Genomic DNA, 16,503 nt, shown 5'->3' on the forward strand with positions numbered 1-16,503 from the left:
CAGATATCAGTACTACTTCTCAGATATCAGTACTACTTCTCAGATATCAGTACTACTTCTCAGATATCAGTACTACTTCTCAGATATCAGTACTACTTTTCAGATATCAGTACTACTTCTCAGATATCAGATATCTGCAGGTCGTACACCTTTAGTCATACAAGGAGCAACCTCTCTATTTCCCCTTAATTTTTCGAAACATATCCTCCGTCGTTTTTTCTAGGTCAAATTTTGGTTGGAATCCCCATTCCCTTTTTGCTGCAGTACAGTCTAATTGATTTGGCCAGCTATCAGCTATTTTTTGCCGGATTGGGTCTATTTTATAATCAAGTTGAAAATGGGGAATATGTTTACGGATTGCTTGTGCAAAATCCTTTGGTGCTGCGGCAAATGAGGAGATATTGTAGGCATTTCGATTCTTTAGTTTATTAGAGTCCGTTTCCATTAGTTGTATAATGGCATCTAATGCATCTGGTATATACATCATGTCTAGCGTCGTATCCTTTTTAAGATAAGATGTATATGCACCTCTTTCTAATGCAGCATGATATATTTCTACTGCATAGTCTGTTGTCCCTCCCCCTGGTTCATTATGTGAAATGATCCCTGGGAAGCGAATTCCTCTTGTATCCATCCCATACTTTTTAAAATAATAATCACATAGTAATTCCCCTGCTGTTTTATTAATACCATACATGGTTATCGGCCGTTGAATGGTAAGTTGAGGTGTGTTTTCTTTTGGAGTGGAGTGGCCAAATGCCGCAATAGAGCTTGGAGTAAAAAATTGAAGATCCATTTCTCGAGCTATTTCTAATCCATTGAGCAAACCTGTCATATTGGTTCTCCATGCTTCTAATGGTATGAATTCTGCCTTTGCTGATAGTATAGAAGCTAAATGGATGATTGTATCCACGTTATGCCTTTTCGCTATAGCCGAAAACTCCTTACCTTCCGTTACATCCATTTTTTCAAATGGTCCTTCCTCTTGCGCCATCAAAGAATTTCGAATATCGGCTGCAATGACACTAGAAATACCATAAATCGTTCGTAGTTGTTCTACAAGTAAGGAGCCGATTTGACCGAGTGCACCAGTAACTAAGATACGCTTCATATTGGAACCTCCTTCTTTACAAGCTTTTTTAAATCAACCCCATTTCCCTTCCGACCTTTTCATATGCTGCTAGGGTTCGATCAAGCATTTCCTTCGTATGTGCGGCAGTTGGCATGTTCCGGATTCGCCCTGTTCCCTTTGGTACGGTAGGGAAGACGATTGATTTAGCATAAACACCTTCATCATACAGTCGGTTACTAAATAGTTGTGTCACCTTTTCATCACCGATTATACAAGGTGTAATCGGCGTTTCACTTTTGCCTATGTTAAAACCTAACTTTACGAGCCCATGTTTTAAATAATTACCATTTTCCCAAAGCGCTTGATTCAATTCCTTAGAGTCCATTAATAATTCAATCGCCTTTATGCTAGCCGCTATATCTGCTGGGGATAAAGCTGTTGAAAACAGAAACGGTCGGGAGCGTGCTTTCAACCAATCAATTAAGACCTTTTTTCCAGCAACGTATCCACCTACTACCCCAATCGCCTTTGATAGTGTTCCAATTTGAAAGTCTATCTTTTCCTCTAATCCAAATTGCTTCACTGTTCCATAGCCGTTGCCTGTAACACCAGACCCATGTGCATCATCTACATAGGTAATTAAATTTAATTCTTCGGCAATATCCACAATATCAGGAAGTTTCGCTATATCTCCATCCATAGAAAAGACACCATCTGTAATAATCATCATTTTCTCGTATTTTCCTAAAGAAATTGCTTGTTTCGCCTTTTTCCTTAAGTCATCCATGTCCGAATGCTCATACCGGATAATCGTTGCCTTTGATAGTCGGCATCCGTCAATGATTGATGCATGATTTAAAGCATCAGAAAAAATAACATCACGCTTATCCATTACAGCGGAAATGGCCGCCATATTACAATTAAATCCCGATTGATAAGCAATTGCCGCTTCTGTCCCTTTAAATTCAGCTAATTTATTTTCTAATTTATCATGAAGATCCAGTGTCCCATTGATTGTACGTACAGCTCCAGATCCAACCCCGTGGGAACCTATAGCTTCCTGAGCAACCTTTTTTAATCTTGGATCCGTTGCAAGCCCTAAATAATTATTAGATGATAGGTTAATGAAACTTTTATTGCCAATGGTTATCATTGGGCCGTTCGCTCCATAAACCGTATCGATTTCATTATAGAGTCCATTTTTCTTCAGATTCGCCAAATTACTTTCTAAAAATAACCTTAATAAATGATTTGCCATTGTATTGCCCCCTTATTAACATCATATTCATGACACTGCTTACGTTTTCGTCATTGGAAGAAATTTATTAGAAATCTAGGATAAAGAAGACTTCCATAAGTGGGGGGTTCCTTCATCCCTTACTGATGGTTAGGATCTTTACAGGCAGTTGATCACTCACCTACCTTCTTTATTTCCCCAGAAGCTTGAGGTGGGTCTTACTACCCGTTTAGGTGGGGTAAAAGTAGAAACTATGAGATTACTTGTTTATATTTTAGAATATGAAAGATTTCCCTGTGGTTAATTCCCTTCATTTCTATTATAATACATGTAGTACATTTGATGGAGGGCAACTAGAATGCGTAAGGTTTTATTCGGACTGTTTGTATTAGTTATATTGTCAGTCGGAACGTTTGGGGTTATGAAGTCAACAGACGAACCAACAGAGATCATCGAGGATAACGGGGTGTCTACGGAAGTTCACTTTTAATAGAAATCTATTTTAATCACAAACCCCGTGGAAAATTTAAAGAAGGAATACCACTATCCTGCCAGGTATTCCTTCTTTTTATCATCTTATAAAATTGTTATGTCAAGAGTACGTGTTCCCCACTCTTTGGCTTTATCTACATTTGGAATAAATACATCAATTCGATTACCTTTAATGGCACTTCCAATATCAGCTGCTACTGCTTCTCCATAACCCTCTACATAAACTTTTGATCCTAATGGGATAACATCTGGGTCTACGGCAATTACTTTTGCATCTGGATTGCTATTCAAATCCATACCAGTATATGTAACACCTGAACAACCTTCACAATCAGCAGTATATGCAGTTGCTTTTACCGTTATTGTTTTTCCTTCTGGCTTATCATCAGAAACATCAGCTTGTACTGGTTTTTCTTCTTGTTTTACTTCGTTATCTGCTTTTTGTTCTTCGTTTTCTTCTTTTTGTACTTCATTATCTGCTTTTACTTCTTCTTTTTGAACTTTATTCGGCTCTTCTTTTGCGATATTTTTATTAGATAATTCTTTAATATGAAGTTCTTGACCTTCAATAATAGTATCAGACTTTAGATTATTCCAATCTTTTAAATCGTCTACCGTTACACCATATTGATTGGCAATACTAGTTAAAGAATCTCCGCTTTCTACTACATATGTTTCATTTAATAATAGAATTTGTTTCGGATGAATAACTGTTGTTTTTAAATCATTTAAATCTATTAAATCATCAACTGATGTATTATTTTCATTTGCTATTTCCCAGAGACTATCCCCTGTTTGAACTTCGTATTCCTCCGCTGATACGGTTGTTACAGTTGCTGTTAACATCATAAATCCAGCAAAAAATCCTGCTACTAACTTTCTCATTTGGATTCCTCCTTTTAAGTCTAGATTAATCCTATCATAGCTTCATAGAGAAAACAGTAACAGTACAATTAAGAGTTTATGACAAACATTACGAGTGTCTTGTATTTTGTATCATTTGTAATATTTTTGATACATTTGCACTAGTTTTGTCTATTAATATTACAAATAATAAATAGTAATGTTGCTTTGAAAATTAAGGGAATTTTCATTTAATTGCACCAGCCACCCGTACATAACCTATGTTTCCATCGTATAGTTAATAAGTAAACATTTAAATATAAAAAGGAAGCACAGCTATAAAAACTGTACTTCCTTTTATTACCTGGGAAATATTTGTCGAACTTTGTTCCACAAGTTATAAACTTGCTTTAAAGATTTCAATGGAATCTTGCTTCGTTAACTTTTTAAAGTTACCAAATTGAGGACGGGAAACTACCGTTTTTTCCGCCATTAGCTCAATAGAAGTTTCGTCGATATCATAATCCGCTAGTCTAGATGGTGCACCGATACTCTTCCAAAATTCGCTTAGTCTATCAATTCCTTCTAATGCCACTTGTTTATCCGTTTTGTTTGATGGGTCAACATGAAATACATTTTCAGCCAATTGTTTAAAGCGATGTACATTTTCATCATCTAAAACATGTCTCATCCAGTGAGGGAAAAGAATGGCTAGTCCTCCGCCATGAGGTATATCGTGCACAGCTGATACGGCATGCTCTAGGTTATGTGTTGCCCAATCACCTGCATACCCCATATTTAACATATTGTTTAATGCTAATGTACCAGCTAAAAGAATCGTTTCTCGATGTTCATAACTATCTAGATTCTCTAAGAGCTTTGGCGCCGTTTCTATAACTGTTGTAAGGATACCTTCACAAAATCGATCTTGTATTGGTGTATTTGGCGTTTGATGGAAATAATGCTCTAGTACATGTGACATCATATCTACTATTCCATAGATTGTTTGGTCACGGGGAACCGACATCGTATGTTCTGGGTCCAAAATAGAAAACTTCGGAAACGTGTATGGAATGGCATTCCATCCATGTTTTTCATTTGTCTCCCAATTCGTAATGACGGAACCAGCATTCATCTCAGAACCTGTTGCAGCTATTGTTAAAATGGTACCAAAAGGTAATGCATCCTTAGCACGGGCCTTTTTCGTTACAATATCCCACATATCTACATCGGTTTTCGCACCTACTGCAATAGCTTTCGTGCAATCAATTGTACTACCTCCACCAACCGCTAAAATAAACTCAATTCCTTCATTTTTACAGATTTCTACACCTTTTCGAACGGTAGTGATTCGTGGATTTGGCTCTACTCCTGAGAGTTCAAATACTTCTGCATTGATTTCTGATAATTTCTCTAAAACATTATCGTAAATACCATTACGTTTAATGCTTCCTCCACCATAAACTAACAAAACCTTCTTCCCATATCTCTCCACTTCTTTTGGTAAAGTATCTAGTTGTCCTTTTCCGAAAATTAATTTTGTTGGATTATAGTACTTGAAATTATCCATGCTTCAAATCCCCTCTATAAGTTATTTAGTGTAGGCTATGACATCCATTTCTACCAAAACATCTTTAGGTAAACGACTGACCTCAACTGTTGCTCGTGCTGGATATGGCTTTTCTAAAAAACTGCCATAAATTTCATTCACTTTCGCAAAGTGATCCATATTTGCTACAAAAATGGTGAATTTCACTACTTGTGAAAAACCTACCCCAGCTTCTTCTAGAATAGCTTTTAAATTTTTTAATACTTGTTCTGTTTGTTTTTCAATTCCTTCCACTACTTCACCAGTTTCAGGATTTATAGGAATCTGTCCAGACACATAAACAAAATCCCCTGCTTGAATCGCTTGTGAATATGGCCCAATTGCTGCTGGTGCATTTTCTGTATGTATTTCTTTTACCATTTTTTCATCCTCCTTTTAGTAATAGCTATATATATTTATACTACCAGTTTCTCATTCCTTATTCCAAATCTAGCCCTTCCTTATATTCCATAACAGATTGAACATAATAAATATCCCCATAACAAGCATTGTATTGCTTTGCTTCTTCCCTCAAACATGAATAAATAGATTTATCAGAAGCATTTTCGTACATTTTTTGAGAAAAATCAATGGCTATCTCTTCTGAGTAACTTCCCGTTTCTTCTAAGACATAATTTATAAAACCTCTGCCAAAATTATAGGACTGAACAGCTAATTCTAGATCCCCTTTAGCATCGTCTAATACTTCGGAAAAGTAATAGACTCCTTGTTTAATAGATTGTTCAGGGTCCTTTATGCAACCTACCTTTCCGCAGTAGCTTTCAGAAGATTGCATAGGATCATTACCCCTTCCGCCAGATTCTTGCATCATGATGGCTAGTAAAACATCTATATACGGGGTTACACCATACTCTTTTGCATACTTTTCCACAAGTGGACGATAGTCTTGAACTTCTTTTGTTATTTGTGGATAACTTTCCTGTGGATTAGTAAAGTTAGCCACATCATTCTTCGATAGAATAGAAACAAAGCTCATGACGCCAAATAACACAACGCAGATGAAAAATACTTTACCGATTGATTGCTTCGTCTTTTTATTACGTTTCATACTTTCACATTTCCTTCTTCTTTTCTACTAAAACACTATTTATCCACAGCTATACTTACTTATGCACAATAATTGATAAGTTATCAACAATTTGTGTACAGGTGTGTGATTATTTACTCGTTTCAAACAATTCCTTTTTCCGCCATTTTCCGTAACGGAAGTACATAAAAGCAAATACACTACTTATTAGAAAACTCGATCCCATACCAAGCGCAATACCTATTTCTCCAAACAGTTTAGATAAAAAGGCTGTTAAGGGGAACCGCAAAATCCAAAAGGAAATTATATTTAATACTAACACTTGATACATCGCACCAGCAGCACGTACAATTCCATTTAAAACGAAATTAATTCCCAAGAACGGATAACATAATGCAATAATCTGTAAGTACATTTCCCCAAATTGTACTGCCGTATCATCACGTATAAATAATTTCATCCCAAATTCCGCAAAAAATAAAACAAGAACTCCAACAAATAACATAATGGCAAAGTTATACAAAACACTATATTTAGCTATTTTACTTACCCTATCCCAATTCTTCATTCCAATATTTTGTCCAGCCATACTCGTTACCGCTGCACTTAATGCGTGAGCCGGAAGTAACAGTAAACTATCAAGTCTTTGTGCGGCACTAAATCCAGCAACTACACCGGAACCAAATGTTGTTACGACACTCATAATAGCAGCAGACCCGGCGGATATGACGGCCATTTGTAATCCAGATGGAATACCTAAATGGAAGATCAACCGTGCCTCTTTCCAGGAAGGTAATTTTGGTAAGGTAAATGGCGCGAGCTTTCTTTTTAAGACATAAACAAGCCCAATAAGAAAGGCAAATCCTTGAGATGTGATAGTTGCAATCGCTGCACCATCCACACCCCAATTAAAAACAGAGATGAACAATGGGTCCAATACGACATTCAGTAACACCGCAATCGTCACAAAGTACATTGGGGTTTTACTATCCCCTATAGCACGAAGTACCGTGCTAATGAAGTTGTATCCAAACAGAAATAAAATTCCTAGAAAATTTATACGTAAATAACGATTAGCCTCTTCCATCATTACTTCAGGCGTACCTAATAGAGACAATAGCCCATCCGTAAAAATAAAACCCAATATACCTAATACTAACGCCATGGCAGTTATAATGACTACAAATGCATTTAAATAACTTACCAATCCTTCTTCATTATCACGACCTTTTTGCTGAGAAAGAATCGTTAATGCTGCATTGTTTAATCCAATAATAAAAGAAAGAACTGTAAATATAATCGTACCGGAAACCGCTACAGCACCTAAAGCATTAGCTCCAAGTAAATTCCCAACCCACAGACTATCAACAAATTGGTAGGACGTTTGCAATAAGTTGGCAATTAGAATGGGACCAGAGAAACCAATGAGTTGCTTTAAAATATTTCCTTGTGTAAAATCATACTGCTTTTTCATTCTAAAAGCCTCTTTCTTTTATATATAGGACACTACGAATCTATTTGTTATTACTAATATATCAAAAATACGTAATAGTCTCTCGCCAAAAAGAGAAAAACTCGGCATTTTAAAATCAATGCCGAGTTTTCTAATGCATATTAAGCACTTACCATTTTTTCCTTATCGTTATCCTTATTTTTTGTCATAAATTGAATTGCCACTAAGACAACAAATATTCCAAAGCCTATAAAATCTGAATACCCTTCTGGATAGATTAACATCAATCCTGCAATAACCGCAATGATTCTCTCAACCCAGTGTAGTTTACGGTACCAGTACCCAATTAACCCGGCACCAATTGCAATCATACCGATGATTGCGGTGATTAATGATATGATTACGGCCCAAGCGGTTGCATCAATCATCAATAGTACCGGATTTAATACGAACATAAATGGAATAATATATGCTGCAATCGCAAGTTTCGAAGCATTTAACGCCGTTCGTATTGGCTCACCACCGGAAATTCCCGTCGCTGCAAATGCAGCTAAAGCAACAGGAGGTGTTATATCTGCTACAATACCGAAAAAGAACACAAACATATGCGCAGCCAAAATAGGAATCATTACAGGTAGTTGGTCGTTTAACGCAATAATGGCCGGTAATGCAATGGTTGAAGTAATGATATAGTTAGCAGTTGTAGGTGAACCCATTCCTAAAATTATGGATGTTATCATAGTGAATACTAATGTTAACATTAATTGGATCTCAACTGAATTTGCAAGTGTACCCGCAAGATCTACTAAACCATTACCAAGTTTTAAACCTAATCCAGTTTTAGTTACTACACCAACAATAATACCTGCACAAGCTGTTGCAGCTGCAACACCTAGAGCTGTACGTGCCCCATCCGTGAGTGCAGTAATAATCTTACTAAAAGTGAATTTACCTTCATGTAAGAACATATTCGTATCTTTACTAAACATACTTACAGCAATGGTAAATAGGATCCCATAAATTGCTGTTCTTTCAATACTAAAGCCAGCAAATAAGAAATATACAATAGCGAAGATTGGTACTAATAAATAAACCTTCTTCCATACTTCTTTTCTGTCCGGCATTTCCTCTTTGGAAAGTCCCGTTAAGCCCAATCTCTTTGCTTCAAAGTGGGTCATAATCCATATTCCTGCAAAGTAAAGGATGGCGGGAATCGCTGCTGCCTTTGCAATATCCCAATAAGGAACACCAGCAAATTCAATCATTAAAAATGCAGCTGCCCCCATAATTGGCGGCATAATTTGCCCACCAGTAGAGGCTGCGGCTTCTACTGCACCAGCAAAGTTTGGTTTATATCCTAAACGTTTCATCATCGGAATCGTATAGGATCCAGTTGTTACCGTATTTGCAACGGAACTTCCAGAAATCGTTCCATTTAATGCACTTGAGAAAATAGCTACCTTTGCAGGACCACCAACACGACGCCCAGCTATTGCAATAGCTAAATCATTAAAATATAATCCTACACCACTTTGGACAAGGAATGCACCAAATAGCAAGAATAAAAAGATGTAGGTGGAAGATACTTGTAACGGTGTACCTAAGATACCCTCTGTTGTAAAGAACATCGTATTAATTAATTGACCTAGATCAAGTCCTCTATGCGCTAGCATTCCTGGCATATACGGTCCAAAATAAGCATAAAGGAGAAATATAATTGCAATAATCGTTATCGGAAGACCTACTGCACGTCTTGTAGCTTCAAGAACGAGTAATATAGCTATACCACCGATAATCATTTCGGCATTATCAATACCACCTACTTGTTGTACTAGCTTGTCGTAAAAGACAGGCCAATAACCTGTAACAATGATAGATAAAACAATTAAAATCCAATCATACCAAATAACTCTATCTTTTTTCATTCCACGCTTAGCCGGGAATAGAAAATAGATAAGTGATAAAGCAAAACCTAAGTGAATCGTTCGTTGAATATAAGCTGTGAATACTCCAAATGCACCAGTATAGAGTTGGAATAGTGAAAATGCAATTAATCCGATGAATACGATCCAACCCGCAGCTCCAGTCAGTTTCCTTGTGTTTGATTCCACATCATACTTTTCGAGCAATTTCTGTTGTTCTTCCTCTGTTAATTGCTGATTTTCCTTTTGTTCACTCATGAATCTCCACTCCCCCCATCATTTCCCATAGTGAAATACTTTTTACTTTAATCGTAAACCAAGCCCCAGGCTCAAAGTAATCATTGAACCAAACCATATGTTGGTCTTCATTATCTTTCGTACCCCAAACAAGGCGGTTTTCGGATACAGTTTTTCCATTACGTACTTTTATTTCCGGGAATACATTATCCATATTCTTTATATGATACTTTCCATCTTCGTATACAAAGGTCTCCCCTTCTTCAGCATTAGATGGCATCCCGATTCCAAATTCTTCATACACAAACTCATACTGTTTTATTTCTAAGTCTTTAGTTACTTTATATTTTTCAACGACATCTGTTAAGTGAATAGAATGTTTAAAGATTATTTGGAAAGTATCTCCTTTTTTAATAGGCAAAAAGGCTTCGATATTAGGTGTGTTTTCTTTATAAAACACTAATGCCGTTCGAAAGGGAATAAACAAAGCAATGATTAAAATTAATAGCATTACGAAGGAAAGAAGTAATCTTTTATATTTCATTAGACTGTCCACCTATTCGATTCCTGAATATGTATAGAGGAACGAAACGGATTATAGTAAAATAATGCCGGCAGCAAACACCTATATCAATAATAGGATTGACAGCCGGCCATTTAACTAATTTATATTACTCAAGTAATCCCGCTTCTTTAAAGTACTTCTCAGCACCTGGATGTAAGTCAACATCAATACCATCTAAAGCGGATTCTTTCTTAATAAACTCACCTTTAGAGTGAGAAATTTGATCTACATTCTCATAAAGAGCTTTTGTAATGTCATACACTACATCCTCAGAAAGAGAATCGGTAACCGCTAGCATAGCAAGTACAGCTACTGTATTTACATCCTCTTCAAGTCCATATGTTCCTTCAGTAATTGTATCTGCTGCATAATATGGGTATTTTTCCACCAATTCATCTATTTTTTCTTGTGCAATAGGAACGATACTAACGTCTGTAGTAGCCCCTAAACCTTCTACAGCACCAGTAGGAGTTCCAGCTGTAATAAATGCCGCATCAATATTTCCATCTTGAATTCCACCAGTAGACTCACCGAAGTCTAAGTTTTGAGCTTTAATATCATCCATTGTTAATCCATGAATTTCTAAGATTTGTTCTGCATTAATATAAGTTCCGGATCCCGGCGCACCAACAGAAACAGTTTTACCTTTTAAATCTTCTACTGATTCTATACCTGAGTTAGCATTCGTAACAATTTGAATAGTTTCCGGATACAATGATCCTAATGCTAGTACATTATCAACTGGTTTCCCATCAAATGCGTTTATCCCCTCAACCGCATTTGCAATAACGTCAGTTTGTACAAATGCAAGTTCTGCTTCCCCTTCTTGTAGAGAAATCACATTATCTGCAGAAGCATTTGAAGATACAGCGTCTGTTTGAATTCCTGTTTCATCTGTAATGATTTTCGCCATTTCTCCACCTAGTGGATAATATGTACCACTAGTACCACCAGTAAGCATACTTAAGAATTTTGGCTTTTCTGCCGCTTCATCATTTCCTGAATCAGATCCCGCGTCAGTTGTTGAAGCGCTATCATTACTGCCACCACCACATGCAGCTAAAAATAATGCCAGTACTAAAAGCATGGCAACTGACAAGAGTGTTTTCTTTTTCATAAAAACAATCCCCCTTTTATTTTTATAAAACTTACCAACCTTATTCTATTATACTCCAATTATAATTGTCAAATAATTCCCCATTTATGTACTGTTTGGAATTTACAATTTCCAAATCATTTATAGTTTATATGAAGGTACCTTCTTGACAATATTATGAAGATTCAATATGATAATAACAATGGATTATTAGTTCATTATCTGTGATAGTACCTATCACTTTTACAAGATGTTAAATAATAATTTTAATAGCTATTCTACAACTTACGAATTCTTCCATCATAGTATATCTATTATATAGTTAGAAAAGGAGTAATAAATGCTATGAACGTAAAAGCTGCTGTATTTGGAAGAGAAGAATCCATTGTAAAATTAAGCGAGATTGCCAATAGAGAGAATACAATTGAACTTGTCCCATTTACATATAGGAACGAAAGTGAAACAGCCGAATTAATTGAAAGGGCTTTCATGTGTGATGTTTACATTTTTACCGAAGCTCTCTCCTCTTTATATGTAAAAGACAGAATTAAAAGAAAGCGGTTACCTACTGTTTTTGTACAACATGATGAGCATATGACTCTTATAAATCTATTCTTGCAAAGGAATTCTGGATATTCTCTAAATCGTTTCTCCATTGATATCGATAACGAAAATGTAGTGAAAGAAGTTCTTCGCGATTTAAAGATTAACAATAATGAAATCTATATCTATGATTACGGGCTAAAAACAGATCCTTCCGTTGATTCCATCGTTGACTATCATTCCAAGCTTTGGTCGGAAGGAAAGATTGATTATGTTATTACTTCGGTTAAAAGTGTTGTCGACAAATTAAGAATAATGAATATACCAGTTCACTCCATGGTAACTCCGGAAGCTAACTTAAAAAAGGTGTTAGAACAAGCAAAATCTATCATTCGATTCGATTCAAACATCGGTGCACAAGTTGTAAGTGGGCATATTCAAATTAAAGATCCAAATACGATTTCTAAACAGAAATTAAAAGAAGTAATGGAAAAATTATCAGTGATTCTTGAGAAGTTTAGTAAAAAAACCGATGTATCCTTCTATCAGGTCAATGATCATGAAATTATTCTTTTCGGTACAAAAGCACTAATACACCATTTAACCAATCATTATCGTGATTTTCCTTTACTTAGAGAAATTAAAAACGATCTTAAAGTACCTATGAATATTGGGTATGGACTAGGGCTAACTGCCAAGCAATCTAGTATCAATGCGAAGATTGCTCTTGAAACATGCAATGGAGCAGATGACAGCAAATGCTATATCGTAAATGAAAGGCAAGAAGTGATTGGGCCGATTGGGGTTAAAAAGGAATTCGATGCATCCAAACTATATCACGCGCTTATTCATAAAGCTCGATTAAATAACGAACTATCCTATAATTTTATTGACTTTATCCGTACGCGAAATAATGAACCATTCTCCTCCAATGATATTGCTAATTATTATAAAGTGACAAAAAGGAGCGCAGAAAGAACAGTTAATAAACTATTAAGTGGTGACGTTATCCGCGTGTCAGGAGAAGAACGCCCATACCAAAAAGGAAGACCGAGAAAACTATTTACCTTAAATCAATAAGCTAAAGGCCAGATTCCTAAAGAATCTGGCCTTTGAAATTTAACTGTAGCGAGACTGTTTCCATTTCCGTTCGTCGCTACGAAGCATAGGAGGTGCGAGTACAGGACATCGTGTTCTTAGACTGTAAGGGGCTTACGCTTTTCTTATATGCTTAACAATTCCCGAACGTCATCTTCGCTTAGACTGGATAACATCGTCTCACCTGGTTGAATGACTTGGTCGATTAATTCACGTTTCTTCTGTTGTAATTCATAAATCTTTTCCTCAATCGTACCTTCCGTAACAAGCCTTATTACCTGCACGACATTTTTTTGTCCAAATCGATGAGCTCGACCAGTCGCTTGATCTTCTACAGCAGGATTCCACCACAAATCATATAGAATAACCGTATCCGCTCCCGTAAGATTTAATCCCGTACCACCAGCTTTTAAGGAGATTAGGAAAATACTCTTTTCTCCGTTATTAAAACGTTCACTCATTTCTACTCTGTCTTTCGCATGGGTTTGGCCACTTAAATAGAAATAATCAATATCTTCTTGATCCAATCTTTCCATAATGATTTCATGCATACTCGTGAATTGCGAAAAGATTAACATTCTACTCCCATTCGAAATAGTTGTTTTTACCGTCTCCATCAGTTGTTCTAATTTCCCCGATTGTCCTTCATAGTTTTCAATAAACATGGATGGATGACAACAGATTTGTCTTAACCTTGTCAGTCCCGCCAATATCTTCATGCGGTTCTGATTAAAACCACTTTTTTTTATTGTTTGAGCAGCTTCTTGCTGAACTTGCCTTAAATAACCAACATATAATTCTTTCTGATCTTTGGTTAACTCGGAGACATGAACCGATTCAATCTTATCAGGTAATTCCTTTAATACATCTTTCTTCAAGCGACGAAGAATGAACGGTCTTGTAATCATAGCGATCTTTTCATTGGATAATTGCTTAAAATTCCGTTGATTAGGCATTAATCCCGGTAGAATAACCTGAAAGATAGCCCATAATTCGTCAATTGAGTTTTCAATCGGGGTTCCACTTAGAGCAAATTTTCTAGTTGCCCGAACCTCACGTATTGCTTTTGATGTTTTCGTTGCGTAATTTTTAATATATTGCGCTTCGTCCAAAATCAGTGTTTGAAACGTCATTTCACGATAAAGTTCAATATCTTGTCTTATCGTAGCATAGGAAGTAATCCAAACATCCATTCCCTTTAACTCTTTAATCTTTTCCTTCCGCTCCCCGGGTGTCCCCGTCATAATAGCAACATTCAAATCTGGGACAAATTTTTCAAACTCATTTTTCCAATTATAGACTACGGAAGACGGGGCAACAATTAGGTGTGGACCTTCAACCACTGGTTCAGAAGCTATATAAGCAATACTTTGTAAGGTCTTTCCTAGTCCCATATCATCAGCAAGAATACCTCCAAGGTGATAATGACTTAATGATTTAAACCATTGAAACCCAGTTAGTTGATATTCCCTTAATGTAGCATGGAGGTTTTCTGGTAAGTCATAAACCTGTTCTTCAGGAGATTTTAGATGATGTAATAATTTACGATAAGAAGAATCGTATCTCTTATCGGTTTGGATTAATTCATCTAATTGCATTCCCCGATAAACAGGTACTTGGATATTCCCGTTATGGATATCTTGTTTCCCAATATCCATATCCTCTAAAAGTTGCTTAATAGAAGTAAACTTGTCACCTTCTAGAGAAAGTAGCGCTCCATCAGGTAATTTATAATAGCGTTTCTTTTCAATCACAGCGTCTAAAATCTTATTAATCTCTGAATTGTCCACTCCACCGATGTCAAAACCAATTTCTAATAAATTCGAGGATGACTCTAACCTGACATTTGTACTAGGGATTGGGTCTGTCTCCATTAGCATGTCGCGAATAGACGATGTTAAGAACAATTCCACATTTTGGTCTAAAAGTGGCATCACATAATAAAGGAAATCATACATATCCTCTTCATCCGCCGTATGGATATATAGTTCCTTCCCATTATAATGAAAATTAGCATGCTCAATAAGTTGCATAATATCTTGTTCTTTTTCCACATCACGAATGATGATAACATCGCCTTGTTTTCGTCCATTAAACGGATCAATCATGTGCTCACCATAATGATATTCCAATTTACCCGTGATCACATCGTCATTCATCTCTAAATACATTTTTGCTTTTAAAGGATATTGAATAATTTCAGAACGGACTTTTTCTGATGTTTCTACCTTTCCAACCTTTTTTAGGGATGGTAATACTTCCGATACAAATGTATCTGCTTGTTCCTTCGTAATCGGTAGTTTTAAATCTTCCATTCCAAATCCAATCATTTCTTGTACAATCGGTATTTGTTCCTTTTTAGGAAAGTAAAATGTCCCTTGAGCAAATAACACTTCATAAGAGCGGAAGTAAATTGCACCTTTCACATCTTCCATTGTTAACATTAAATCGTCATGAGTATTTTTTGTTAAGGAAAATTCAAAAGGTAATGCCTCTTCTTCAATACTTATATTCGTATATACTTCATTTCCAGATTCTACTTTAAAGTCTCGTTGATATAATTTCTCCAGAAGGGTCTTAAATAGAAATGGTGGAATGACGATATTTCGTAAATCATTCATATTTCCTTGATAATGATAGAACCGGAATCCTTCATAGATTTCCTCGTTCTTACGAATGGATTGTAGCATTTCAAAAATTTCTAGATCTTGGTCATGAAAATAATGTGTATCCGAACTATATGTGAATTTCTTCGTGAAAAAGTGCTCTCGATTCTCTAAAGCATCGGAGATAAATTCGTATGCATCCTTCACCACATAACGATGATTAATACCCGCCTTTAATTCAATTAAAATTTGATTATCATAGGACCATTTACAAATGTATTCTACATGCATTGGTATTTTTCCGGTTACTATTTCTGAATATGCATTAGAATGGGTAACCGAAGTAATTCTCTCCATAAACCGTCCAGTTAATTGATAATCATAATTTTTTGTAGGATTCGAATTACCTTTTTCTTTATTAGCAATCGTTAATAAAGTTGCAACAATATGTTTACACGATCCAAATGTATCGAATGCTGGACAATCACAATACGTATGAACGAAGCCTTTGTCCATTTCTTTCATATCTATTTCAACAAAGTAATCCTCAGACCCATGAACAACTGCCGTCCAAACTTGATAATTAATATCATATAAGAGGTCACTTACTTTATTCTCTTTATAATATTGTAGCCCCCGCCTGTAAATGACAGATGGAAATAACTTTTGGAGATTAATATCACTAAGTCTTTTCAAAACATTA

Annotated in this window: 13 protein-coding genes; 2 read left to right on the forward strand and 11 right to left on the reverse strand. The window is 36.0% G+C overall.

What is annotated here, in order from left to right; translation table 11 throughout:
• Positions 1 to 175: 175 nt before the first annotated feature.
• Entirely contained in the window at positions 176 to 1,111 is a 936-nt protein-coding gene (locus tag ACFQ18_RS11045; protein ID WP_047185136.1) for an NAD-dependent epimerase/dehydratase family protein, read from the reverse strand.
• Positions 1,112 to 1,139: 28 nt separating this feature from the next.
• On the reverse strand, positions 1,140 to 2,330 hold the full coding sequence (locus ACFQ18_RS11050) for a glycine C-acetyltransferase (RefSeq protein ID WP_047185137.1): 1,191 nt from the start codon (positions 2,328 to 2,330) through the stop codon (positions 1,140 to 1,142).
• A 337-nt stretch (positions 2,331 to 2,667) separates the two neighbouring features.
• On the opposite strand from ACFQ18_RS11050, the gene ACFQ18_RS11055 reads away from it, so the two are divergent.
• On the forward strand, positions 2,668 to 2,799 hold the full coding sequence (locus ACFQ18_RS11055; protein ID WP_255449109.1) for a hypothetical protein: 132 nt from the start codon (positions 2,668 to 2,670) through the stop codon (positions 2,797 to 2,799).
• An 86-nt stretch (positions 2,800 to 2,885) separates the two neighbouring features.
• Here ACFQ18_RS11055 and ACFQ18_RS11060 read toward each other — a convergent pair whose 3' ends face one another.
• From ACFQ18_RS11060 to ACFQ18_RS11095, 8 genes are all read right to left on the reverse strand, one after another.
• Positions 2,886 to 3,686, reverse strand: a complete 801-nt coding sequence (locus tag ACFQ18_RS11060) for a LysM peptidoglycan-binding and 3D domain-containing protein (protein WP_047185138.1) — start codon at positions 3,684 to 3,686, stop codon at positions 2,886 to 2,888.
• A gap of 355 nt (positions 3,687 to 4,041) precedes the next feature.
• Entirely contained in the window at positions 4,042 to 5,214 is a 1,173-nt protein-coding gene (locus ACFQ18_RS11065; RefSeq protein ID WP_047185139.1) for an iron-containing alcohol dehydrogenase, read from the reverse strand.
• Between the two features lie 21 nt (positions 5,215 to 5,235).
• Positions 5,236 to 5,613: a RidA family protein gene (locus ACFQ18_RS11070; RefSeq protein WP_047185140.1), complete on the reverse strand. Its 378-nt coding sequence runs from the start codon at positions 5,611 to 5,613 to the stop codon at positions 5,236 to 5,238.
• Positions 5,614 to 5,671: 58 nt separating this feature from the next.
• Positions 5,672 to 6,301 (reverse strand): lysozyme family protein, encoded by a 630-nt coding sequence (locus ACFQ18_RS11075; RefSeq protein ID WP_047185141.1) that lies wholly within the window; start codon positions 6,299 to 6,301, stop codon positions 5,672 to 5,674.
• Positions 6,302 to 6,410: 109 nt separating this feature from the next.
• A complete protein-coding gene (locus tag ACFQ18_RS11080; protein WP_204798373.1) occupies positions 6,411 to 7,754 on the reverse strand; it encodes an MATE family efflux transporter in 1,344 nt (447 codons plus the stop codon).
• A 140-nt stretch (positions 7,755 to 7,894) separates the two neighbouring features.
• Entirely contained in the window at positions 7,895 to 9,913 is a 2,019-nt protein-coding gene (locus ACFQ18_RS11085) for a TRAP transporter permease (RefSeq protein ID WP_204798374.1), read from the reverse strand.
• Positions 9,906 to 10,436, reverse strand: a complete 531-nt coding sequence (locus ACFQ18_RS11090; RefSeq protein WP_060668628.1) for a DUF1850 domain-containing protein — start codon at positions 10,434 to 10,436, stop codon at positions 9,906 to 9,908. Before ACFQ18_RS11090 ends, ACFQ18_RS11085 begins: the two co-directional genes overlap by 8 nt.
• Before the next feature lie 127 nt (positions 10,437 to 10,563).
• Positions 10,564 to 11,574: a TAXI family TRAP transporter solute-binding subunit gene (locus ACFQ18_RS11095; protein WP_047185145.1), complete on the reverse strand. Its 1,011-nt coding sequence runs from the start codon at positions 11,572 to 11,574 to the stop codon at positions 10,564 to 10,566.
• Positions 11,575 to 11,898: 324 nt separating this feature from the next.
• Between ACFQ18_RS11095 and ACFQ18_RS11100 the strand changes: the two genes are divergently transcribed.
• A complete protein-coding gene (locus ACFQ18_RS11100; protein WP_047185146.1) occupies positions 11,899 to 13,176 on the forward strand; it encodes a hypothetical protein in 1,278 nt (425 codons plus the stop codon).
• Positions 13,177 to 13,319: 143 nt separating this feature from the next.
• On the opposite strand, the gene ACFQ18_RS11105 is transcribed toward ACFQ18_RS11100, so the two are convergent.
• Positions 13,320 to 16,496: a DEAD/DEAH box helicase gene (locus ACFQ18_RS11105; protein ID WP_047185147.1), complete on the reverse strand. Its 3,177-nt coding sequence runs from the start codon at positions 16,494 to 16,496 to the stop codon at positions 13,320 to 13,322.
• Positions 16,497 to 16,503: the final 7 nt, after the last annotated feature.

The organism is Oceanobacillus caeni, assembly GCF_042678465.1.
Lineage (GTDB): Bacteria > Bacillota > Bacilli > Bacillales > Amphibacillaceae > Oceanobacillus > Oceanobacillus caeni.

Coding starts and splice junctions, on each gene's coding strand:
- ACFQ18_RS11045 (WP_047185136.1), bottom strand. CDS start 1,111: ATGAAGCGTATCTTAGTTACTGGTGCACTCGGTCAAATCGGCTCCTTA.
- ACFQ18_RS11100 (WP_047185146.1), top strand. CDS start 11,899: ATGAACGTAAAAGCTGCTGTATTTGGAAGAGAAGAATCCATTGTAAAA.
- ACFQ18_RS11065 (WP_047185139.1), bottom strand. CDS start 5,214: ATGGATAATTTCAAGTACTATAATCCAACAAAATTAATTTTCGGAAAA.
- ACFQ18_RS11055 (WP_255449109.1), top strand. CDS start 2,668: ATGCGTAAGGTTTTATTCGGACTGTTTGTATTAGTTATATTGTCAGTC.
- ACFQ18_RS11085 (WP_204798374.1), bottom strand. CDS start 9,913: ATGAGTGAACAAAAGGAAAATCAGCAATTAACAGAGGAAGAACAACAG.
- ACFQ18_RS11075 (WP_047185141.1), bottom strand. CDS start 6,301: ATGAAACGTAATAAAAAGACGAAGCAATCAATCGGTAAAGTATTTTTC.
- ACFQ18_RS11090 (WP_060668628.1), bottom strand. CDS start 10,436: ATGAAATATAAAAGATTACTTCTTTCCTTCGTAATGCTATTAATTTTA.
- ACFQ18_RS11080 (WP_204798373.1), bottom strand. CDS start 7,754: ATGAAAAAGCAGTATGATTTTACACAAGGAAATATTTTAAAGCAACTC.
- ACFQ18_RS11095 (WP_047185145.1), bottom strand. CDS start 11,574: ATGAAAAAGAAAACACTCTTGTCAGTTGCCATGCTTTTAGTACTGGCA.
- ACFQ18_RS11070 (WP_047185140.1), bottom strand. CDS start 5,613: ATGGTAAAAGAAATACATACAGAAAATGCACCAGCAGCAATTGGGCCA.
- ACFQ18_RS11060 (WP_047185138.1), bottom strand. CDS start 3,686: ATGAGAAAGTTAGTAGCAGGATTTTTTGCTGGATTTATGATGTTAACA.
- ACFQ18_RS11050 (WP_047185137.1), bottom strand. CDS start 2,330: ATGGCAAATCATTTATTAAGGTTATTTTTAGAAAGTAATTTGGCGAAT.